This window comes from Spirulina sp. LEGE 11439 (assembly GCF_059821285.1).
In genome coordinates this window covers 46257-69649 of record NZ_JCAMRX010000032.1, presented here as the reverse complement: position 1 = coordinate 69649, position 23393 = coordinate 46257, and the positions used below count along the sequence as shown (strand labels likewise).

The 23393-nt window shown below is 42.3% G+C and carries 21 protein-coding genes; 4 read left to right on the top strand and 17 right to left on the bottom strand.

All coding sequences use genetic code 11. The features are described 5' to 3' along the window. The 3 genes from AC6RV6_RS19600 to AC6RV6_RS19590 all read right to left on the bottom strand — a co-directional run. The coding region (locus tag AC6RV6_RS19600) for a CHAT domain-containing protein (protein ID WP_500242567.1) at positions 1–1648 on the bottom strand (1648 nt) is incomplete at its 3' end. A gap of 38 nt (positions 1649–1686) precedes the next feature. Further along, the gene (locus AC6RV6_RS19595; RefSeq protein ID WP_500242566.1) at positions 1687–3129 is read right to left on the bottom strand and encodes a cyclic nucleotide-binding domain-containing protein; all 1443 of its coding nucleotides are present in this window, start codon (positions 3127–3129) and stop codon (positions 1687–1689) included. A gap of 32 nt (positions 3130–3161) precedes the next feature. Then, entirely contained in the window at positions 3162–4748 is a 1587-nt protein-coding gene (locus tag AC6RV6_RS19590; RefSeq protein ID WP_500242565.1) for a peptide ligase PGM1-related protein, read from the bottom strand. 133 nt (positions 4749–4881) lie between these two features. Here AC6RV6_RS19590 and AC6RV6_RS19585 point away from each other — a divergent pair, with 133 nt between their 5' ends. Together AC6RV6_RS19585 and AC6RV6_RS19580 are read left to right on the top strand one after the other, a co-directional pair. Beyond that, positions 4882–5823 (top strand): glycosyltransferase family 2 protein, encoded by a 942-nt coding sequence (locus AC6RV6_RS19585; RefSeq protein WP_500242564.1) that lies wholly within the window; start codon positions 4882–4884, stop codon positions 5821–5823. A 97-nt stretch (positions 5824–5920) separates the two neighbouring features. Then, the gene (locus AC6RV6_RS19580) at positions 5921–7489 is read left to right on the top strand and encodes an NAD(P)H-quinone oxidoreductase subunit N (protein WP_500242563.1); all 1569 of its coding nucleotides are present in this window, start codon (positions 5921–5923) and stop codon (positions 7487–7489) included. A gap of 76 nt (positions 7490–7565) precedes the next feature. Here the strand turns inward: AC6RV6_RS19580 and AC6RV6_RS19575 are convergent, their stop codons facing one another. The 11 genes from AC6RV6_RS19575 to AC6RV6_RS19525 form a co-directional block, all read right to left on the bottom strand. Beyond that, positions 7566–7769, bottom strand: coding sequence for a HepT-like ribonuclease domain-containing protein (locus AC6RV6_RS19575; RefSeq protein WP_500242562.1), 204 nt, complete (start codon positions 7767–7769; stop codon positions 7566–7568). Then, positions 7770–7907 (bottom strand): ribonuclease HepT family protein, encoded by a 138-nt coding sequence (locus AC6RV6_RS19570; RefSeq protein WP_500242561.1) that lies wholly within the window; start codon positions 7905–7907, stop codon positions 7770–7772. Then, the gene (locus AC6RV6_RS19565; RefSeq protein WP_500242560.1) at positions 7894–8220 is read right to left on the bottom strand and encodes a nucleotidyltransferase family protein; all 327 of its coding nucleotides are present in this window, start codon (positions 8218–8220) and stop codon (positions 7894–7896) included. Before AC6RV6_RS19565 ends, AC6RV6_RS19570 begins: the two co-directional genes overlap by 14 nt. Positions 8221–8292: 72 nt before the next feature. Further along, complete coding sequence (locus AC6RV6_RS19560; protein ID WP_500242559.1) at positions 8293–8607, bottom strand: hypothetical protein; 315 nt, start codon at positions 8605–8607, stop codon at positions 8293–8295. 66 nt (positions 8608–8673) lie between these two features. Further along, on the bottom strand, positions 8674–10557 hold the full coding sequence (locus AC6RV6_RS19555; protein ID WP_500242558.1) for a tetratricopeptide repeat protein: 1884 nt from the start codon (positions 10555–10557) through the stop codon (positions 8674–8676). A gap of 60 nt (positions 10558–10617) precedes the next feature. Then, positions 10618–10842: a peptidoglycan-binding domain-containing protein gene (locus AC6RV6_RS19550; RefSeq protein WP_500242557.1), complete on the bottom strand. Its 225-nt coding sequence runs from the start codon at positions 10840–10842 to the stop codon at positions 10618–10620. Positions 10843–11053: 211 nt separating this feature from the next. Then, positions 11054–13675 (bottom strand): ammonium transporter, encoded by a 2622-nt coding sequence (gene amt, locus AC6RV6_RS19545; protein ID WP_500242556.1) that lies wholly within the window; start codon positions 13673–13675, stop codon positions 11054–11056. A gap of 196 nt (positions 13676–13871) precedes the next feature. Further along, positions 13872–15086: a hypothetical protein gene (locus AC6RV6_RS19540; RefSeq protein WP_500242555.1), complete on the bottom strand. Its 1215-nt coding sequence runs from the start codon at positions 15084–15086 to the stop codon at positions 13872–13874. A gap of 118 nt (positions 15087–15204) precedes the next feature. Next, positions 15205–15534 (bottom strand): helix-turn-helix domain-containing protein, encoded by a 330-nt coding sequence (locus tag AC6RV6_RS19535; protein WP_500242554.1) that lies wholly within the window; start codon positions 15532–15534, stop codon positions 15205–15207. Positions 15535–16001: 467 nt separating this feature from the next. Beyond that, positions 16002–16922, bottom strand: a complete 921-nt coding sequence (locus AC6RV6_RS19530; RefSeq protein ID WP_500242553.1) for a hypothetical protein — start codon at positions 16920–16922, stop codon at positions 16002–16004. 141 nt (positions 16923–17063) lie between these two features. Beyond that, positions 17064–19649 (bottom strand): pentapeptide repeat-containing protein, encoded by a 2586-nt coding sequence (locus AC6RV6_RS19525; RefSeq protein WP_500242552.1) that lies wholly within the window; start codon positions 19647–19649, stop codon positions 17064–17066. 231 nt (positions 19650–19880) lie between these two features. Here AC6RV6_RS19525 and AC6RV6_RS19520 point away from each other — a divergent pair, with 231 nt between their 5' ends. After that, positions 19881–20252, top strand: coding sequence for a hypothetical protein (locus AC6RV6_RS19520; protein WP_500242551.1), 372 nt, complete (start codon positions 19881–19883; stop codon positions 20250–20252). A 125-nt stretch (positions 20253–20377) separates the two neighbouring features. Here the strand turns inward: AC6RV6_RS19520 and AC6RV6_RS19515 are convergent, their stop codons facing one another. Beyond that, positions 20378–21343: a Rieske 2Fe-2S domain-containing protein gene (locus AC6RV6_RS19515; protein WP_500242550.1), complete on the bottom strand. Its 966-nt coding sequence runs from the start codon at positions 21341–21343 to the stop codon at positions 20378–20380. Between the two features lie 83 nt (positions 21344–21426). On the opposite strand from AC6RV6_RS19515, the gene AC6RV6_RS19510 reads away from it, so the two are divergent. Further along, the gene (locus tag AC6RV6_RS19510; RefSeq protein ID WP_500242549.1) at positions 21427–22227 is read left to right on the top strand and encodes a TetR/AcrR family transcriptional regulator; all 801 of its coding nucleotides are present in this window, start codon (positions 21427–21429) and stop codon (positions 22225–22227) included. An 84-nt stretch (positions 22228–22311) separates the two neighbouring features. Here AC6RV6_RS19510 and AC6RV6_RS19505 read toward each other — a convergent pair whose 3' ends face one another. Both AC6RV6_RS19505 and AC6RV6_RS19500 read right to left on the bottom strand, forming a co-directional pair. Then, entirely contained in the window at positions 22312–22776 is a 465-nt protein-coding gene (locus AC6RV6_RS19505) for a hypothetical protein (protein ID WP_500242548.1), read from the bottom strand. 155 nt (positions 22777–22931) lie between these two features. Beyond that, positions 22932–23336: an MAPEG family protein gene (locus AC6RV6_RS19500; protein WP_500242547.1), complete on the bottom strand. Its 405-nt coding sequence runs from the start codon at positions 23334–23336 to the stop codon at positions 22932–22934. Between the last annotated feature and the right edge of the window lie 57 nt (positions 23337–23393).

Here is a 23393-nt window from a genome sequence, read left to right as displayed (position 1 = left end):
GGCTTAGATACACTTTTCTCAACTTAGTTTTACATACTAAGTTCGGTAGACCCCAGAATATTATCTCTTGGTTATCATTGGCAGCCAGAATTTTACCATCTGGACTAAATTCTAAGGCATCAAAGCCAGAAATATCAAAAAAGTTAGCAAAAGGAGTTTTTGAGAATGTAAAAATTGCTTGTTCTTCTCCTAATCGCCAAAGCATAATTTTATAATGTTTGCAGGCTGCAAATAGTTGAGAACTGGGATAAATTGCAACCGAAGTAAACCAAAGATCGACAATATCGGGCATAGATATTGTTTGTTTATTTTTCCAAGTCTCTATTTCCCAGATTTTCAAAGATTCACTACCACCACTGATAAAATAAGAATTATCTAATTTGGGACTAAAAGCGACTTTAAGTCCGTAGCGCATCGCCGTATTTTCTGAAAAATTGGCCATAAATTCAGCCGCATTGGTTAGGAAAGGAATTCCGGTTTTGTAGGGAAATCCATCAGCAAGATAATAGCGATCGGTAATGCTAGCGACTTCCTGAAAGGATGGAGGAGAAGTGCCGTGTACGATTTCTTGCCATGTAGGAGGAATTTCCAGAGACTTTTGATAAATAATCGGTAGCCAAGTTGTACCCAGAATTTCGGGTGCTATTTCTTCTAATCGCGATCGCGCTTGACGTACTGCTAAATACAAAGTTTCTCCTCTCGAATATGCCTGTAGAAAATACTTTAAAAATAATTGCGCGACTTTATCTAATACGGGTTCGCGCATGACAATAATTTGCGGGATATTAAGTTCGGCTAAATATTCAGCTAACTTTAGGCCATCGCAAGAGTTAAAAATAGCCAATTGTAAACCGCGATCGCAAACTTCTCTTAAACTATTTTTCAGTTCGTCAAGAGATAATTCATCCTCGGAATTCAGATTGATAACTCCCGATTCATGATTACTAACACTATGACCGGCAAAAAAGAGAATATCCCAATTTTGTTCCCACAATTTCTTAATAAATTGCTGGCGATCGGGTTCTTCGAGAAATTCAGGATCGGCATGGGGTAAATTTTTAATTAATTCTTTATCTTTGTCAGTATCAATTTGTGTATTGTCTCCTAAAATTGATAAAATTCTAACTGTATTTTGTCCGGTTCGTGGCTTTCCTTGAGGAATAAATTCGATTTCTGGTGGACTGAGGGCAATTTCTGCTTGGGTAAAGCGATCGCTAAATAAATCCCATTCTTGCCAAGGCAGTTTTTTCAAGATATCCTCTTGAGTTTGCAGGAAAACAAAAATTTCGTCGCTGGGGTCTAAATATTTACAGAGTGTTTCTCGTAATCGGTGAAATTTAAGGTTCTCGCTAGAACTGAGCCAAGTTCTGACCTGATATTTTAATGTTTTAGCAAGATTGTAACATTCTTTAGCAAGTGCCTTGAGAAGCAGATCGGTTTCTCTATTCGTTTCGCAGAGAGTAGGAATAACTTGATAGGTATTGAACCAAGTTTCATATATTTCCTTTACCTGTAAATTGGGAGGTAATTGACAGTCAATTTCAACATCTAGGAAAGAAGCGCGATCGGGAGAAGCAATTTTAAGAGTAGCTGCAAACCCGCGCTCAAAATCGCCTTGGCCAATTTTCAGGAAAACAAATTTTTTCATCTTTAGTTTTCTTTGATTTTACGATCGCTAAATAACGATTACAATCCAAAGAGTTTCTTAACTCGATTGCGAACCCACTTGACAATATTTTTATCTTCATCGGGTTCATCAAGCCCCATTTCTTGCAATTGTTTTCTGCGATCGGATAATTCTTGTTGATGTTTACTTAATTCTTTAACAATGACTTCAGTTAACGCAGCATTTTCACGCAGGAGTTTTTTAAAGCCCTTATTATTAATGGCAAATAAAATAGTTTCTTCCTTCGCAATCACTGCCGCCGTGCGAGGAATTCCTAACATTAAAGACAGTTCGCCAAAAAACTTCCCAGTTCCCAAAGTTGCTAAATGCTTGTCGATTTTCCTCGCATAAACATCCACAGAACCGGATAAAATAATGTAAAACGCATCTCCGGGATCTCCTTCTTCAAAGAGGACATCTTCTGGATGCAATCGCTTGCGATAGCCAATTTCAATAAATTCTCGCAATTCTAGATCGCTAAATCCTTGAAAATAGACAACCTGTTTCAATAAATCTCGAATCGAGAAAGATTTGGGAGGAGATTGAATCAGATTTCCTTCTTCATCCGATCGCAAAGATTGAGAAGGATGAATGACGGGAGAAAGAACTTGAGGATTTCGCAACCATAAATCTCGTTGCGGAAAAGGAATCTCAATATTTTGATATCGCAAACTATCTTCGATTAAAAAATTCAACGTACTTTTGACATAAGGTTCGCGATCGTAACCCCGTACCCATACCCGCAATTCAAAATCTAAAGCATTATCTCCAAACCCTTTAAATATAACGTGAGGGGAAGGTTCGTGCAGAACATTTGGCTCATTGTAAGCTGCATTTAACAATGCTTCCGTCACCAACACCGGATCGCTATTATAAGCAACACCAACGGGAATGTGAATGCGTGCTAAAGCATCCTCATAATTCCAATTGAGAACGCGATTTTCCACTAATTGACTATTGGGAACGATAACATCTCCTCCTTCTCGCGTGCGAATGACCATCGATCGCAAGGAAATCGTTTTTACATATCCGGAAAGCTGGTCGAATTCGATAAAATCTCCGACTTTAACTTTCCGTTCTAATAATAAAGTTAAACCACTCACAGAATTTTTCGTAAAGTCTTGTAAACCAAAACCAATCCCAACCCCAAAACTACCAACAATCACCGCAAGAGATTCAAATCGAAAACCCACTCCTTGCAACAGAACAACAAATGCCAAACAGCCAAAACCATAACTAATCAATGTAGCGATCGCTTCTCGATTGCTTTCATCTACTTTTAAACGTTTGAGTAATCTTGCCTTTAACAATCGGCGTAATAAACGCACGCAAAAGAAAACAACACACGACGCTAAAAATAGTTGAACGACAGACCAAAGATTGAGTTGAGAATCACCTCGAAAAAAGGGAGTAGTAAAAATATCAACGAGGCGATCGCGAAATTCTTCAACAAAAGAGCGCATTACAAATTAAAAACCGTGAATTGTATAAGGATCTAGTGACTTCCATACCATGTAATCGGTAAAGGAGGTGTCGTCGGTAAGTCAGAATAGTTCGTTTTTGTTTCTGTATCGAGGACTGTTTCAACCTGATTATAGATCGCCTCAGCCTCTTCAAAAGAATTACCAATACTGGTTAATCCTAACTTACCAAATTCCGATAAGGCACCCATTAAATGAAATATCGTTCCCGTCTTCGTGCTACTATCGAAATGCAAGCGATGACGGGTGATAATATCCATTAAATCTCCGGGTAGCAAGCCTTGATAATTAGATTTTTGTAGGTTATCCGAAGCAACATAATATTTTTCTCGATCTTGGCTGTGAAAGAGTCCAGTATTTTTCTGATATTTCCCATTTGTTAATAATTTAAGGGTCATAAAAGGATGAGTCGTGCCTCCTTTCCGTAGATTGATTTCTATAGCATAGATTTTCCATTCCGGATCGCGATCGCGCTGTCTGACGGCGACAAAATCCACCCCGTATCGTTCCATCGCTCCTTTTGCAGCTAAAATCTTCCCGATTTTAACGCCTAGCTCTTGCAGTTGCAAGCGATAAATAGCATCGGCAGGAAAACGACAGCCTAAATAAATCTGTCCGTCGGGACCGCCAAGAATTTGATCGTGGGTTGAGAGGATTTCGATGTTTCCCGATGGGGTAATATAGCCTTGAAAACTAGGCGATCGCTTTTCTTCCCCTTCGATATATTCTTCAACAATTGCGCCCAATTCTGGCAGGCGACTGGAGAAGTTTGTCCATGTTTCGTCACTCGCTTGAAAGCTGAGATGCGGTAAGCGATCGCGTAAAGCTTCTCGTGCTTGTTTGAATCCTATTTTTTCTGGAGAAGCATCGGCAATATATTTTAAATTTAACAGCGCATTCCCTTCTCCAGAAAAGCCCTCGTTTAGTTTAATCACTATGCGTTTAAGAGAAGGCTTTCTCTGCCATAACTCCGCCGCTTTTGTCAGTAAATCTTCCTCATTTTCTACAGATAAGCAGCCATCAGGATGAGAAACTCCGGCATTTTTAAAAATTTCTCGGCTGCCACTTTTCGATCCCCAATATAGTAAATCCGGACAAGAAGCTAAAAGCGGAATCCCTAATTTCAGAGACAATTCTTGTTCTAATAGAGAAGAATTAAAACAAACCATATAAGACCGATCCAAGCGCATAGCTTTGCGAATGCGTTCGATCAGTCGCGGACGTTCTAAAATCTTTTTTGATAAAGGTTTTAAAGATGAATCATAGGTAGAAAGAAGCAATAAACGAGCGCGAGCATGAGAAAAAGGAATGCCGGGTAATAATTGTAAATAATAATCGATAATTGCCGGAGAAAGCGGTTGTGCTGTAACATAAATTAGACGGACATGAGGATTGCGAAGGCGAATGAGGGAAAATAAGAGGCGTTCTTCATAATGAAGAAATCCGGGGATTTTACCCAATTGTCGCTGGTCGATACTGAGGGAGGGAACGACCAAAATATCATAATCATCTCGGTCAAAGAGATCGATTGTTGCGGCATGAGTTCGCAGGCGATTTTGAAGTTCTCGCAATTGCAATCCAGCTTCAGATATTTCCGGCATGGTCTCTTTTTTCCAAAATGCGATCGCTTCTATCTTATATCAATTTGCAATTGGCAATGGTAGAGATCGAGGATTAATCAATCGGAAATTAGGCTAATATTGAATATATTCTCCGTCTTCCCCACTTTTACCGATGTTAACCCCTTCAATTTCTGCCATTATTTGTACTTACAATCGAGATGGTTATGTGGGGGCGGCGATCGATAGCGTCCTTGCTCAAGATTTCCCTGAATTTGAGTTGATTTTAGTCGATAACCGCTCTACCGATCGCACGAAAGCGATCGCCACAGAAAGACTCTCCGATCCTCGTTTCAAATATATTTACGAACCCAAATTAGGCTTATCATCCGCCCGTAATCGAGGACTTAAAGAAGCCAAAGGAGAGATCCTCGCTTATCTCGATGATGATGCGGTGGCATCTCCCGGTTGGCTTCGTGCCATTTGTGAGGCTTATCAAAATAATGAAAAACTTGGCATTGCTGGGGGCAGAACTCACTTAATTTGGCCTCCCGGGATATCTTGTCCCTCTTGGCTTTCCCAAGAAGCATCCGGGGTATTGGGACTCTACGATTTTGGGGACGAACCCCTGTCGATAACAACCCCAACTCGCGGACCCATCGGGGCAAATTATTCCATCCGTCGTGAAGTTCTCGAAGCGATCGGCGGCTTTAATGTCAAGTTAGGGCGAGTGGGAACGAATTTAATCTCTAACGAAGAACTATTAATGACAGAGAAAGCACTTAAAAAAGGCTGGATGGTAATGTATTTACCCGATGCGATCGCCGGTCACAATGTCATCCCGGAGCGAGTAACGCGGAATTGGTTTCTCAAGCGGAGTTGGGGACAGGGAATCAGTGAAAGCTATCGCGACCAACTGGCCGATCGTTCGGGGTTCGTTCAACTGGGAAATGGAGGAGAACGCTTGCTACGCGGTCTTTATAAGTCACTTAAATATTTTAACTCTCCCGCCCAAAGATTTGAAAACTTATTGTATGCTTACGGGCAAATTGCCTATTTGCAAACGTCCATTCAAGGAATGTTATGGGGAAAAATATCGGCGGGAGAAGAGGAATAGAGAATAGGCAACAGGGAATAGGAGAAGGCGCGAAAGACACGGTAAAATAGCGATCGTCACTGAATAATGGATTACTGTTTACGATTAATTGAATTCTATGGACTTTTCTAGTACTGTCGCCTCTCAGCTTAATACTGGGGCGATTTTGCCCGAAGGACTGGTACTGATAACCCTAATGGTAGTTTTGGTGGGGGATCTCATTTTGGGGCGCAGTTCTTCGCGTTGGTTGCCTTATGCAGCGATCGCAGGACTTTTGGCATCAATGGCAGCCCTCGCGTTGCAATGGGACTCGACTACACCTTTTGCTTTTTTAGATAGTTTTAATGCCGATAATTTAAGCATTGTTTTTCGCGGGATTATTGCCCTGTCAGCAGCCGTCACGATTTCCATGTCCATTCGCTACGTGGAACAATCGGGAACGTCTCTGGCAGAGTTTATTGCGATTCTCCTCACGGCGACCCTCGGGGGGATGTTTCTCTCGGGAGCTAACGAACTGGTGATGATTTTTATCTCCCTCGAGATGTTGAGTATTTCCTCTTATTTGATGACAGGATATACCAAGCGAGATTCTCGTTCCAATGAAGCCGCATTAAAGTATTTACTCATCGGTGCGGCCAGTTCTGCCATTTTCCTCTATGGGATTTCGTTACTCTATGGATTATCGGGAGGAGAAACCCATTTAGATGCGATCGCAACAGTTTTGGCAGACAGCAGCGAAGTCTCTTTAGGATTAGCGATCGCTTTAGTATTCTCAATCGCGGGTATTGCTTTTAAAATTTCAGCAGTCCCATTTCACCAATGGACTCCGGATGTATACGAAGGCTCCCCCACTCCCGTCGTCGCGTTTCTTTCTGTCGGCTCAAAAGCCGCAGGATTTGCCCTAGCTTTGCGTTTATTAGTCACAGTTTTTGCCTCAGTGACGACCGAGTGGCATTTCATTTTTGCCGCCCTTGCCATCTTTAGTATGGTGTTAGGAAATGCCGTTGCGTTAGCACAAACCAGTATGAAACGGATGCTGGCCTATTCCTCCATTGCCCAAGCAGGCTTTGTCATGATCGGTGCGATCGCGGGGACAGATGCCGGTTATTCCAGCATGGTTTTCTATCTCTTTGTTTACCTGTTTATGAACTTAGGGGCATTTGCTTGTGTCATCCTGTTTACTCTCCGGACGGGTTCCGATCAAATTAGCGATTATGCGGGGTTATACCAAAAAGATCCCTTGATTACCTTGGTGTTAAGTATCTGTCTGCTCTCCTTGGGAGGTATTCCACCTTTAGTCGGTTTCTTCGGTAAAATTTACCTATTCTGGGCGGGTTGGCAAGCTGGGTTATATGGTTTAGTTCTGTTGGGTTTAATTACCAGTGTTGTTTCCATTTACTATTACATCCGCGTCGTGAAAATGATGGTTGTGAAAGAACCTCACGAAATGTCGGAAGTGGTGAAGAATTATCCGGAAATTCGCTGGAATTTATCGGGAATGCGTCCTCTACAAGTGGGCATTGTTTTCTCTCTCATCGCGACTTGTTTGGGGGGGATTTTATCCAATCCTTTGTTTAATCTGGCCAATGATGCTATTGTCACAACGCCGATTTTACAATCTTCTATTTCTTCCGTTGTTGAAGACGTGACGGAATTACCTGCGGATGAGACTGTTTTACTGAATTAAACAAGACGGCTGATTGAAATTTTGAAAACTAGGGATTCTCTCCCTAGTTTTTTAATGCGATCGATACTAATATTATTTATTCATCAGAAGATAAATTTTCCAATAAGCCCAATAGATTCGGAATATCTGTATTAGCTGTTTTCCAGACTTCATCTAAATCTATATCATCGTAATTATGAATTAAATTGTCTCGCATACCCGCAATTGCAGACCAAGGGATTTCTCGATGCTGGTTTCGTAACTCTCGCGACAGTCTTTTTACTGCTTCTCCAATAATCAATCATTGGAAAACAATTGCAGATTGAGTTTTTTCATCTTCCCAGAAAACTTCTTTATTCATTCCTTGTTTAAAGGTTAGAATTTTATGTGCGGCTGTGGTAATATCTAAAAGAGATGCAGTATCTTTATTTTTTGACATAAATTACCCGTGCAGTATCTAAAATTTCTTGACGGCGAATCCAATTTTGGCTACGCTCGATCGCTCGTTTACTGACAAGATCGATCTCTCGTTTGAAGAGTTTCTTTAATTCTTGCTGCATTTTAGCATGATCGAGCAAACTCCAATCTGCTTTGGGCAAAAAAGCAACCAGTAGATCGATATCGCTATCGGATCGGAAATCTTCTCGCAGTACCGAACCAAACAAAGAAAGTTCTTGGATCTTCCAGCGATCGCAAAATTTTTCGATTTCAACATCGTTGAGTCGAATGGGTAGATTTTTGAGCGCAGCCATTACTTACAAATACAAATTAGATTCTCTCTAGTAAGGTATGCCCCAAGAATTGGGGCATATTTTCAGAATGTCTTAACCGACGAAGAGTTCATCGGTCATCACATCGGTCGTTCCTTCCGTTTGAAACGCCAAGTTCATCAAATGCTGGCGCATGGTTTCATCGGGAATCGTTCCTTTAAAAACTACCGTACCGCCCATCTGTGCCACCCACACCGTATCGAGAGGAGACACGAGAGGATCGTTATCGCACATTAACGCGACTCGTTTGGCCAAACCGCTTTGATCGTATTGCCCGTCAAGGCCGCGACGTTCGGGAGGAATGTCATTTCCATCAAACATGGATTCCACAGCCTCACCCATATCTTGAATTTTGTCAAAAAATCCCATTTTTTTGTGTTCCTAAAAAATTCTTACAATCTAAGATGTCCCGCTCTTTTCTGTTTGAAGACTCAATTAAGGCTGATAGCCGTCTATCAAGTTTCGATAAGCATAGTAAAGATCGTCTTGTGTAATCGGCAGAGCATCTCTGACGGTTTGAATGATCAAAGTATCTTCTGGAGAGACAACATACCGACTGGGGTTCGCAGGGGCCACACAGTGATACGTTCCCGATGATTCTTCTTGGGAATATTGCTGGAGACCCAAAGCGATTGTTACGAGGGCAGCAGAATCCCGCAAACAGAGCGCTCGCGTTTCGAGTTCGTCAATTTTAGCCGCGATATCTTGGCGATCGCCATGTTGCTCTCGTAGAGCCTGCAAATAGGCCACGGCTTCGTTGTTATTCGCGAGAGCGCTAAAAAAGTTCTCTTCATTATCTCGCGTGAATTGAACCGGATCGGAAGAACCTTGAGGAATGGGTGCAGTCAATTGAGGCGCAATCCCCGAGGAAACTCCCGACACTGAAGCCGCACTGAATGCAGGTAAGCCGGGCTGCCGCGGCCACTTGGCTTTAAACCATGCCAATATCCCCTGATTGATTTTGGCATCAATATAAATCAATGCTTTTTCGGGATCGTTCGTAATGAGGTTTTCAATCTTACTCTGTTCGAGTAATAACGTTTCCTGCGCTCGTCCAAAGAGAGATTCAGCATTGATAATAACTTTTTTGGGCAAACTCAACTGTCCTTGGCGGCTTAACTCCTGAATCAAGAGAATGCGGCCGAGAGCATTCATGGCCGTTGGATCGTTCAGCAGTCGCGCTTTTTCGTACTCTTGTTCGGCTTTATCAAAACGACCGAGACGCTCGTTGATTTTCCCCAGTCCGACGGTCAATTCGGCTTGAGCTTTTGCCGATCGCACGAATTTACTGGCTTGCAAATAACTATCTCGTGCCTTAATCAGTTCTCCCTGTTTCTCGAAGTTTTGGCCGCGGCCAATATACCAATTCCCCCAAGCCGGCAAACTGGCATTAATCAATCCCGTTACGGTCATCAGTCCCCCAGCAATGCCCAAAGCGGCGGGGGCGTGTAACTCTGAGGGCAAGCGCAATACCGTTACCATTTTTTCAATGGTTTCTTGTCCTTTTTTAGTTAATGCCCCAGCCCCAGCCGTTCCCAAACCGACAACTTGTAGGATGGTAGCGAGGTTTTGTGCTGTATCGGTTTGCACGCCTTCCACCTGTTTAGAAAAGGTTTGCGCCGTACTGAGGATGAAACTAGCAGCCACCCCCAACGCACCGATCGCCAGTCCCGTTAACAGCCAATCTCGAGGGGAGGGCGGATCTTCTTCCGAGCCGAGAAGTTCGGGTTTGAGGTTCCACCACCAAGAATTTTCGCGTTTTAAACTGCGCTTCCATTGCGACAGTTGATTATTAACATTCAGTGCCAAGCGATGGCGTTTCAGTTGGCGATCGAGGTCGATCAGTTTCGCTGCTAATTTTTCGGGGACGGGTTGGTTTTGGAAAGTATTGGCGATCGCATCTTCGACTTCATCCCGAGCCAAAAGAGCATTGAGTAATTCTTCTTCTGAAGGGGTATTGGTATCTTTAATCGCACTGAGGGCACGTTCGTAGCGATCGATCGCCTTATCGAATAAAGGATCCAGATCGTTGAGATTCCACCACCATTGGGCAGGAAGGGCGTTAACGCTGGTTTTCCATTCTTCGAGATTACCATCGCGAAGGATATTCTCTCTTTGTCCTTTCAAGCGATTGTCTAAACTAATTAATTTGGCGTAGGTTTCTCCCGCAGGAGCTTGATCGATTTGCCGTTTTTTCTCTACGCCGTCCCGAGCGATTAACGCGGCAACAATTTGCTCGAAGGAGGGATTGGGAGAAGCACTTTCTAGAGCAGTTAATGCCGTTTCGTAAGCGGCGATCGCGTCATCAATAACAGCCATGATTTTGCTTTTATCGTTGCGTATAGTGAATGAGATTGCCTGAAGGGAAGGGTGCGATCGTTAACAGATGCCTGTAAAACCATAAGCTGACATGGTTGCGTAGGTATTAGGACCGACAATCCCATCCGCTCCGAGCCCTGTTGCTGCCTGAAAGTTAATCACCGCAGCTTGAGTACCCGGCCCGAATATGCCATCAACAGAAATCATATCGGGGGTTAGGGTTTGTTGATTGATGAATTCTTGCAGGGCTACAACTTCTGCACCGCTACTGCCAATTGATAGCATGATTAAGCTCCTTCGCTAAAAACTGAATAATCCATTCTAGAGTAATCACCCCTTATCGGGATCGTCAATAGAAAGCGATCGCCCTCTTTATTCTTTGGTCAAAAGAATAAAGAGGGCGCTTTTCAAGATTTTCCACTAACCAAAATAATAAGGTTTCAAGCCTTCCATTTTAGCGGTCGGAACTGATAGCTGATAACTGAAATGACTTTCTTTAGCGATCGCCATCTGCCAGATAGCCATTTTGATGCACGGGAATTTCTACCACAAATTCAGCCCCCTGACCGGGTTCGGAATTACACCGCATCTTGCCACCATGTCGCTCGACAACCACTTGATAGCTGATAGATAGACCCAAACCCGTTCCTTTCCCCACATCTTTAGTGGTAAAAAATGGATCGAAGAGCTTGTCTAGAGTATCGGGTTTAATTCCTACGCCATTATCGGCAATTTTGATGCGAATCCATTCGGGATCGATCGATTCAGTGGTAATCATGATTTCGGGAATCTCTGAGGCATGAAAATGACCGATTTGCCAAGATTCCTCCAAAGCATCGATCGCATTGCTCAGTAAATTCATAAACACCTGATTTAACTGACCGGCAAAACATTCAATTTGAGGGAGATACTCATATTTTTTGCGAACTTCAATTTTCTCAATCTTGCCTTTGGTTTCCCAAACGGCTCCTTTTAAACGATTGTGCAGAATTCTTAAAGTGCTATCAATTCCTTCGTGAATATTCACCTGTTTGACTTCTGCTTCATCTAAACGAGAGAAAGTTCGCAAGGATTGTACGATCTCGCGAATGCGTTCTGCTCCCAAAAGCAAAGAATCTTGCAATTTCGGTAAATCTTCTTTGAGAAAATCCAATTCGACTTCCTCAATTGCTTCTTGGAGTGCTGCGGGAGGATTGGGAAAATATTGCTGGTAAAGTTCAATTAAATTAACTAACTCATGGGTGTAGTTTTTGGCATAGACTAAATTCCCAAAAATAAAATTGACGGGATTGTTAATTTCGTGAGCGACCCCCGCCACCATTTGCCCCAAACTGGACATTTTTTCGCTTTGAATGAGTTGGGTTTGGGTTTGTTTGAGTTCGAGGAGCGCTCGAGCTAATTTTTCATTTTCCTCTTTTTGTCGTAAAGCTTCTTCTGCTTGTTTGCGTTCGGTAATATCGCGAAAGGTTCCTGTATAGAACGATCGCTCTCCCAAGTCAGCTTTAGTTAGAGTTGCTTCTACGGGAAAAATCGAACCGTCGGCGCGATGTCCGACGACTTCCTGTTGTTGATGATGCAGCAATTTAGCCAGTAAAGCGGCGCGATCGCTCAATTTCTCTGCCGACCAACTAATGAGATCGCCGATGGACATTTTCTCCAAGGCTTGAGGAGAATAGCCAAAGATTGTTTCCGTACTGGGATTGGCGGTGATAATTTCGAGGGTTGCCGGACTAAACGTGATAATGGCATCGGTAGATGTCTGCACGATCGCATCGGTGCGACTTACGGCTTCTTCCATTGCATCCATAACCTGATTGTAGCGATGGGCGATGCGACCGGCTTCGGTAAAGCGATTGGCAGGGACGCGGGCGCTCAAATCTCGCGTTTGTGCCTGATAGTCCATAACTCGAAAGAGGTCGTAAACTTCGGTTTTGGCATCGTGTTCGGAAACGTTTAAGCCGATTTCTTCTTCTTTGGGGGAAACGCGCAACCGGATGAAGCGATTGAGAATATAAGTCAGGATAAAAGTCAAGCCAAAAGCCCACATAAATCCCGTACCGATGCCGAGAAGTTGTACGAGAATTTGCTGCCCTCGCGATAATCCTGTTGCCAAGATTTCGGGATTGCCGAATAGAGCAACGGCAAGGGTTCCCCAAGCTCCGGCTCCGGCATGAACGGCGATCGCATCGACGGCATCGTCAATGCGCCAGCGATTCAACCCATAGACGCAAAGACTCATCACTCCTGCCCCAATGCAGCCGATAACGATGGCGATGGGGGTAGAAACGGCATGGCAGCAGGCAGTAATTGCAACTAATCCCGCGATCGAGCCATTCACGAGACGCTCAACTCTCGGCAAGCGATGTTGTTGCCAATCGATCGCCGCCGCACTCAACATTCCTCCCACTCCAGCAACAATGGTATTGATAATAATGTGAGGAACTTGTGCGTTTAAAGCGAGAGTGCTGCCACCATTAAAACCCAGCCAGCCGAACCACAGTAACATTGCCCCTAACACGGAAAAGGGCAAGTTAGAGCCGCGAATTTCCTGCGGTGGGCGATCTTTGGGGAAGCGTCCCAAGCGCGGACCGATAACTATTAAGACGGCCAAGGCAATCCAGCCGCCGATCGCGTGGACGACGGTGGAGCCGGCAAAATCGACAAAACCGATTTTACCCAACCAACCCGCAAAGATACCCGTTTCGGCACCATTCCAAGTCCAATGACCGAAGAGAGGATAAATGAATCCCGAGGCGATCGCGGCCACAATTAAATAGCCCTGAAATTTCAGGCGTTCGGCAACGGCTCCCGATACAATTGTCGTGGCCGTACTGCAAAACATGGTTTGAAACAAAAAAAAGGCGGCAAGTTCTGGCGCGGTTTCTAAGTTGATGAAGAACCCAGTTGAGCCAATCCACCCTGCACGAGAGGCTCCAAACATCAAGGCATAACCAAAAGCCCAAAATAAGGCAACTGAAACGCCAAAATCAGCTAGATTTTTGACAGCGACGTTGATGCTGTTCTTCGATCTCGTCAGCCCCGATTCTAAGCACATGAATCCGGGCTGCATGAGGAAAACCAAGCCAGAACAGACGATAAGCCAAAGAATGTCTGTCACTGAAAAATGAATAAATTTTTGAGAGTGTTTGCGATCGCTATATTATTTCATTCTTTTATTATAACTATTGTGTCATTTTATACGATTTGCAATATGGCAATCTAAAGGAATCTGGAATATTTTATTTTTTGCAGCCAAGGAAATTATTAAGCCAGAATATACGCCGAGCTAGAATCTTATTAACCTCTCAACTCTACTACTCAAAAGAGGGTGGAAAAAAGCTGCGGGTTGTAACCATACCGATAGTTGTTTGTCCGTTAATTTGTACGGGAGTAAAGCCAATAGTAGGAAATGCAGAACCATTGCTAAAGACAAAAGTGTTTGCACCATCTTGCTCTGCTTCTCCCACTTTTTGAAAGCCTTGCTCATCTAAAAGAAAAAATAAGCGCTCTTTTAACTGTTGTTCTCTATCTGGATTGTCAGAATTTTCAATAGGAATTCTTCCACGAAAGTGATACTTTGCTTCATCAGCAAAAGATGTATTTTGATTTTGTAAGTCAGACACTGTAAAGTCTTTAAGTTCAAATTCTTGATAAACTCGAGCAAAGACTTGTTCTATCAGTTTATCTTCTGGGGAAAGGATATCGATCGCATTTTTTAATTCTTCTAGTTTTGCCAGTGCAATTTGGCGATCGAGCAACATGAGGAGCGTGCGATTTTCGAGATAAAAAAGATGGAGATACTGGGGTTGTCTATTACTGACAGAAACTTTGTAGATTTTTGCAGTTGTATTGATTTCGGTAATTTCTGGATCGTTGAATCCTTGACTCGGGATTTCTCGTTCAAAAAATGCAGCGACTTCTTCGAGAGAATCGGAGGTATGCAAAACGGCGAGATCGATCTTTTGGGGTAAGAAATCAAGACCAGAGCCAGTTCGAGCATTTGGGTAATTGGGAAAATTTTCCTCAAACGGATTTCCTTGGGTGGGTGTAAACGTTGAAATGTTTTTTCCGGATTTGCTGTCGGATAGGTCGATCGCAGAGGGAACGGGAGAGGGAGAAGAAACAGGAGAGGGAGAAGAAACAGGAGAGGGAGAAGGAATGGGAGAGGGAGACACTTGGGGTTGAGAAGTTGTTTTTTGAGGTGTCGGTTGAGGACTTGTTTGGGGTTGAGGGGTAACTGTGACAGGTTGTTGAGGAAGTTGTTTGAGAGAGGGCTGCGATCGCTGTGGAGGTGAAGCTTGTGGGGTTGAAGGCGAAATTTTTGGGATAGGTTGGGGTTGAGGGGGAGCGAGTTGCGTAATTTTAATGGTTTCTTTCTTTGTTTCCTCGCGCTTTTCCGCTTCTGTTACTTCGGTTGTTAGGGTTAGGGGAAGTAATAAGAGCATACCGTGCAGCCCCAAGGAAATTAAAAGCAAGGGATGCCAGAAAACTCGCAAGAGACGAAAATTTTTCCAAGAGGGAGAAGCCATGGCCGAGCGATCGCGAAACAGAATAGATTTATTATGGTAGCTTTCTCCCAGCAAAAGACGTAGGGACTCGGGGGATTGTTTCTCGAGTCACTGCGCTCTCTTTTCCCATCAATCATCTTCAAACAAACATCGCCCTCCGGTAAGCTGTTTTTAAATCTTCGGGAATGTAAGGAAGTATTTCGTCAATCGAACAGTTTAGTTTTCTCGAAAGCGTTGCCAGGGTTTCGTCAAGCTGCTTGGGGTCATCGGGAACATAAACCAATACATCCCAGATTTGCCCTCCTGTGGCTTTGCATAATTGGCTGAGGGTCTCAAAGCCAATTCCTTTGGCCTTGTTCTGTTCGAGTTTGCCAATAAGTTGCTGAGAGCGTTTGCTTAACTCTGCTAATTCTTCTTGCGTTAATCCGCATTTCTTTCTGACGAGGGGTAATACGACGATAATGGGCATTTTTTTTCTAGGTTCTTTGTATGTTGGGTAGGAGAGTGCTACCCAGGTTCTTTTTGGTAAGACATCTGTTGATTGGTCTCTATTCTTTATATAACATTTTGATAGCAAAAGGATAGTCGAAAAATCACTTATTGTTTTCTCAAAAAAAAATGAAAAGTCTTTCATTTCTGTGAAGGTAATGCCAGTATATCATTAATTGATGCAAATTGCATCAAGAGTTTAGCGGAAATTATTCTTATACATAAATGAAGCAAATTGCATCAATCTATAAATCGATAATATTGATAAAAAAAGACAAAAACAAAAATCCTGCGAATTTGTAGTCAAGCGATCGCAATTTACGAGGATAACATTAATCGTGGTCAAAAATTCACAACTTTTTCACGAAAATATGTTAACACTGGCAATTTAGCGTGAGATAGTCACGATCGCTTTTGCATCTCGTTACATTTTTAACAAAGCCTGCTCTAAAATCGTGCGATCGATGTTCCTTCATTTTCAATCAGGTCATAAATACCGAGTTGCTTTAAATATTCCGCAAGAATACTGGGAATGAGATCTGATTGCAGGGAGGGTTCTTGAGAGATAAAGTTTTGTCCGAAAACTATTTCTTCTGTTTGTTTTTTCTTATTTCTAATTCTCTCAGTAGTTTTAGGGACAATGGGAGAATAAGGAACAAATGGTGAAACCTCTTTGATATGGCGTAGCAATTCTGCTCCCAAGAGGGTCTTGCGCCAATCCAAATCGGGAGCGATCGCGCCATCGAGAGAGGGTGCAGTGCCTTGTGCTCCCCAAATTCGGAACACCGGACTATTGTAAAGGCCGCCTTTTTGACCAAAAGCAAAAATAGTTCTTTCTCCGGTTACATCGACAAAACGATCAGGAAGGAAGGAAAAGCAGAAGCGATCGCTCTCATATCGAGAGCGATTTCGCTCTATCTCGTTGAGATGGGTATTACTGACGAGAAGAAAACAAAATCGTGCTTTTGGAGGTAATTTAAAAGTTGTGATGCCTTGGACGCGATCGTCTGGAAAGCGAATGCCCCAGCTGCCGAATCTAGCGCCCTCTGTTAAATCTGCGATCGCTAAGTATCCCAAGGATGCGGTCTGAAAAATGGTTCGTCTTGAGGAGATGCGACGGAGAATTTCCTCAAGTAATTGAGGGGAGTCTAATTGCAAATCTTCCATTCCCTCTAGAGATAGAAGGACAAGTTGCCCTCGGGAAATTTCTCGACCGTGCCAAAGGAATTCGATCGCAATTTCTCCAGTTTCTCCCGAGGTAAAAATTCCCGATGATAATTCTCTTGTACCATCAGAAGTCAAAAAATCTCGAATATAGGGGGCTGGTGCAGAGAGTCCGAACAGGTGTTTGAGGAATTTGATAACCATGACAGTCCTTTTAAGAGTTATGAGGGTAGATATTCCTTCTCTACTCTTTGGAAGAACTTCATCTGAATTATGCGATTTTTAACATACTGTTACGGTTAGGTTGAGGGATGCTTTCCGATGAAGCGATCGCTTTCTCATTTTCTAGTTCTTCGTCCATCCTTCAATTGCTGCTACGACGATCGCACCGATGGGGGTTTGTTTGAGGACTTCGATCGCACCTCCTTTGACTGCATGAATCGCTTGTTGTCTGAAGCTGGGATCGCTTTCAATCTGTTTGACGGCTTCTGTAGCGATCGCCATTTGTTCGAGAGAGGTTGTAGTAGGATTGGTTGCTTCTAGCTGTTTGAGGAGATATTGAATTTCTTTAGCTGTTTCGACAAGGCTGGGATTTTTGGGTGCTTCATTGTAGATGGTGTTACCTTCGGTATAAGCAGAGCCGTGTATTTCTTGGGTTTCGATTTTGATAACGCGATCGCTTTGGGATTGGTCTACCATTGCTGTTGTCTCTACGGTAATAGGTCTACTTGCTTGCAGTTTAACAATTTCCATCATGTCGGTGCTTTGCTGTTTGTAGATTTCGATTTCTTTGTCTTTTACCTGCAATTGCGATCGATATTGGGTTTCGAGGAGTTTTAATTCTGTTTCGTATTTGAGTTTAAAATTTGTTTCAATTTCGCCTTTATCTGCATCTTCAGGAGTTTCAACTCTAACCACAAAACCATCGCGCTTTTTCTCAATAGCTTGGATAGACAGTTCGCCGTATTCACCTTCGGTTTGCAGGTTTTGAAATGAACTTAAAAAGGCATTCCAGTCAATTCCCTCTCTGAAAATGAGATCGACGGTTTCATTGGCTTGTTGGATGAGTCGAGCAAAATCTCCCGGTGCGAATATCTTGGAGGGATCGGAGGGTCTGCGATCGGTGTAAATAATACCTTCACCTTTTTGGATTTCAGATTTTAAGTGAATGTATTCACAAATAACATTATCAAAGTTTGTCTGGCTATTAATATTCCATTCCTTAATGCAAGTTCCTGTTAAATTAGCATTCTTGAAATTTGTGTTGAGAGCTTGCACTTTACTAAGATTAGCATTTTTGAAGTTAACTCCAGTAAGATTAGCTTCACTAAGATCAAATCCTGTGAGATTTCGACTAGAAATAGGTTGATTGATAATTTCCCAAACTTTTTCCCATTTCTCATCTAGCTGAGCTTTTTTGCTCTCAATTTTCTTGTTATACGCCTTTGTCTCAATTTTTGTTCTATAAAGATTAGTATTACTAAGATTGGCTTTGCGGAGATTAGCTCCAATAAGATTGGCTCCATTAAGATTGCTATTACTGAGGTTTGCTCCACTAAGATTGCTATTACTGAGGTTTGCTCCACTAAGATTGCTGTTACTAAGGTTTGCCTTACTGAGGTTTGCTCCACTCAAGTTAACTTCTTTGAGATTATGATTAATAACAGGCTGATTGATAATTTTCCAAACTATATGCCATTTTTTATCTAACTGAGTTTGGCTATCAATCTGAACTTTGCTAAGATTAGCCCTAATAAGATTAGCTCCAATAAGATTAGCTTTACTGAGATTAGCTTCACTGAGATTAGCTTCAATAAGATGAGTGTTACTGAGATTTGCCTTACTGAGATTAGCTTCACTGAGATTGACTCCATTAAGATTAGCCCCACTAAGATTAGCTTCACTAAGGTTGACTCCATTAAGATTAGCCCCACTAAGATTAGCTTCACTAAGGTTGACTCTATTAAGATTAGCTTTACTAAGATTAGCTCTATTAAAATTAGTTTTACTGAGGTTTGATTCAAATAGATTGGTTCTTGTCATGTTCACTTGTACAAGTTCACCTTCATACAGATCGACTTGTTTCATATTGGCTTCACAAAAATTTGCTCTATTGCAATTAATTCTTTTTAAATCAAATTTACTGAGATTATTTTCACTAAGATTAACTCCTGTTAAATCGGCTTCACTGAGATTAACTCCGCTGAGATTAGTTTCACGGAGATCTGTATTTGTAAGATCTGCTCCACTAATATCTGAATTGCTTAAATTAGCTTTTCTAAAATTGACTTCACTGAGATCTGCTACCTCGAGAACAGCTTCACTGAGATTAACTCCATAGAGATTAGCTCCGCTCAAGTTAACTCTTTCAAGGTTTCGTTTAGCACAAGGATAATTGACAATTTTCCAAACTATATACCATTTTTCATCTAACTGAGTTTGCTCATTAATTGTGACTCGCTCAAAGTTTACTCCATTAAGATATGTTCCACTAAGATCGGCTCCTCTGAGATCGGCTCCACTAAGGTCTGCTAATCTTAGAACAGCATATCTGAGATTAGCCTTATTGAAATTAGCTTCACTGAGATTAGCTTGACTTAAGTTTGCTTCGCTTAGGTTGGCTTGAATCAAATTTGCTCTTCTAATATCAACTGCGTTGAGATCGGCTCTTCTGAGATTAGCTCCAATAAGATTAGCTTTACAGAGATTAGCTTCAATAAGATTAGCTCTTCTGAGATCGGCTCTTCTAACGTTGGCTTCAATGAGATTGGCTTTTCTGAGATTAACTCCACAGAGATTAGCTTCAACAAGATTAACTCCTCTGAGATTGGCTTCTTTTAGGTTAGGGATAATATTTGGGTTCTTACTCCTCCACTCATTCCAAATTCTTACTCCTTTTACCAATATCTCCAAATAGTCTCGATTTGTCATCGTCTAGCTAAAACTCTGGAATTGCTTATTATTTTTGCCCGATCGCTTAAACTCAAAGCCCTAGCAAGGCGATCGCATTATGATTATAACTGTCTTTCTCCGATTTCCGATAAAACTCTGACAATCCAAAATTTAGATGATTAGATGACTTATCACCTGTAACTTCAGAAGCGATCGCAATCTATAGTTATAATAAAATAGTCGCCTCTCCGTTAGAACCACTTGCAGGATATGAGCAACCCTATTACTCTAAATCTTCCTGACGATTTATATCATCAAGCCGAAACACTGTCTCGAGAATATCAGCGAGATATCAAAGAAGTTTTGATTGAAACCTTAGCTTTGCTCTTAGTTCCCCTCAAACAACCGATTTCCTCTCTTTCTGATTCAGAAATCATTACCTTAACCCAATTGCGTCTTTCTTTTTCTCAAGAAAATCGTTTGCGCGAACTCTGCGATCGCTCGCAAGCCGATATAATGACAGAGGAAGAACATCTCGAATTACAAGCATTAATGAAAATTTATGAAGAGAAACTCGTTCAACAAGCTCAAGCCCTCAATGAAGCTGTAAAACGAGGCTTAATACCTCCCTTGGAAGCATAAAAAATGTAATGGCAATTTCTGAAGAAATTCGCGCAAGAGTTCGCATTCAATCGCCGGATCGATGTGATTAACGATCGCATTACCAAAAATATTTCCGGCAATACGATCGCTACTTTGCTGAAAGTTTAAGACTGGGGCGACCAATTTTGATAAAGACTGGTCGCATAATCCATCACCTCATCCTTAGGAAGGCGAATTTTTGAACGCGATCGCGGATAAGAATGCTCAATTGCAGTGGTATCTTGCTCCACTACCGTATCTACTGCTTTGAGAAAAAATCCCTTCAGTAAGGGTTTTAAAATTGGGTTTTTAAACTTGGCAAAACATAAGACAAAAGTGCGAGTACGATCGCTCGTTTCTGGATAGAGAATATGAACTTGAGCAATTTCAAATGCTCCCATTTTCGTCGCAAAAACTGTGGTCGAAGGAAACGTATATTCCATGTTGGCAGCATAAGTTTTTGGAGTTGTTAAAATGGCTGGATTTTGCAGGATTTCCAGCCAAGTATTTTTCTCGCAAACCACTGTTTGTACCAACTTGGTATAGTAGCCATTTTCTTCATAGTTCGAGATAGGGTTTTCTTTCACTCGAAACAGTTCGCGATGAGTACCATTTTGATGATTGTAATCGTAATTGATGAGTAAACTCGTGAGAAAATCCCCCGCAATGCTTTTATTCCCGGCAACTCCAACAAACTCATATTCTTCTGCAATTCTCTGATGGAGTTCGGGAATGGGCAAACGCGGCTCAAATCCGCCATAAGTCCAGATGAAATCATCGACAATGGTTAACTCTAAGGTGTCTAATAACGGCTTGCCTTTGGGCGTATTCTGTTGCCAGAGACAGCCCTCGCGATCGAATTCCAAGGTATGAAAAGGACAGGTAATGGTACCGTGTTGCTCATCGATCCACCCATCTGAGAGGGGTGCTTGCAGGTGAGGGCAAATATTGGCGATCGCAGCGATTCGATCTTCCGCATCTCGCCAAACCGCGTAATCCTTACCATTGAGGGAAATTTTGCGCGGCTGATTGACAGGCAGCATCGACCGATGGGCGACCAACCAAGGCGCACCGGGTAAAATAGGATTCATGGGATAAATATGACTTTTTATTCGTGTTTTCTCAAAAATATGACATATCCTTCGTGTTTGTCAACTTGTCCTCTAAATTCCCAATGTCAGAACCCAAAATCACTCCCCCACAAATGCGTCGCCGTCCCAAACAAAAACGAGGACGACACCGCGTTGAGAAAATTCTGCAAGCTGCAGCAGAAGTCTTTGCAGAGGTAGGGTACGAAGCTGCAACCACCCACGCGATCGCAGAACGTGCCAACACGGCGATCGGTTCTCTCTACCAGTTTTTCCCTGATAAATTAGCCATTTTTCACGCTCTAGAACTGCGTCATTTAGAACGGGTGTATCAAATGTGGGCATCCCAAGATGTCGCAAAATTCGCAGAACTTTCCTTAGAAGAACTCTTCAAAATCATGATTGATTCTGTTGCTCAACTCTTTGAACACCCCATTTCTCGGGTTGTTTTCGTGCAGTATTACACCTCCAATGAGATGTTTCAAACTATTGTTGACGATAATTTGACGCAAGAAGCGATCGCTTTCATCGCCGGACATCTCGAACCGCGCAACCCCAACATCGATCGCGAGAAGCGAATGCGCTTGGCTGAAGTCTGCACTCATGCCGCTAATGCCTTAATTTTCGTCGCTTTGCGAAATAATGATGAAGGATATCGCCAGCAAATCTATGGGGAAATTTGCACCTTGTTAGTCTCTTATTTGCGCCCTTATTTTGGAGATATGCGATCGCAAACCAAGGAAGAATCATTCCTTAAGGTAATGAAAGTAATGAAATGTCCGCGCTGTCATTCCCAAAACTGCTCTAAAAATGGGCATCGCCACGGCAAACAACGCTATCTCTGCAAAGATTGCGGTCGTCAATTTCCCGAATTTTACGGAAATTAATCAAAAAAATACCCCATTCCAACGAATGAGGCAACTGACATCTAACACCAGCGAGACTATAGATGATTGCATTCTGAAAGTGTTTTAAAAACTAGTAGGAATCAAACTGCTCAAAGTTTCCTTTTGTTCCTCGGTGAGAACATTTTGAATTTCGCTAACATAATTCATCATGGCAGAAGGATCGAGTTCAATACCATTCAAAGCGTCAGAAGGATCGCCGCCACCTTGTAGAGATTGCAACATTCCAATCAGTTCTGGAGGAGACATACCCGAAGTCAAATCGCAAATTCGATCGCCAGTAATTTTTTGAATTTGTAATTTTTGCTCGTCGCTTAAATTGAGTTGCTCTAGAGGAAGTTTACCCTCGAACATTGACGTAATTTGAGCCTCTCCTACCACTCCAGATAATTTATCGAGAATTGCCGAACAAGAAGGGGGTGCAGGTTGTGCTTTTACTATTTCAGGGATTCCCACTACTGTTAAAGTTGTAATGGAAGCAGCAAGTATGCCTTTAGTTGCGAGGTTGAAGAATGTTGCAATTTTGAACATAATGGAGAATCTCCTAATCGTTTTTCCTGTTTCTTTTTCTAAGATAATTCTCAATTTTGCAGAATGCCTATTCAATTTACGCAAAAAATGTGCGTATTTTGTCTTGCCAATTATCAACGATGAGAGAAAATTAGATTGGCGATCGCGGCTGCAAATTAGGCGATCCCATAAAAAATCAAGCTCAGTAAAGATGCGAATTGAATACCGAGGCAAACAACCCGAAAATTGGGGTTAAAGCCAAATATATGGATGAGTGAATGAAGCAGACGAGAACAAATGTAAATTACTACAAATAAGTCGATCGTGTTATTGGCAACACCTCGCACCTCAAGAAGCAGTACAACCCCTACATACAAAGGGAGATTTTCCACACAATTCGCCTGCGCTCGAAAAACTCGCCACATGAGCTTATTACCTGTAGGGTTGCCAAAATCTGCTGGCGATCCACCGGACTTTAGATGCTGAAGTCGCACAATAATCAGTAAAACAACAAGTAACATCATCCAAATTATAAAAACACATAAACCCCAAAGAGGGATTGTCATTTCGAGCGATCGCATTTTTTATTCCTTATTCAATTTGCTGTCAATAGCTTAGAAACTCAGTCAGTCGAGTTG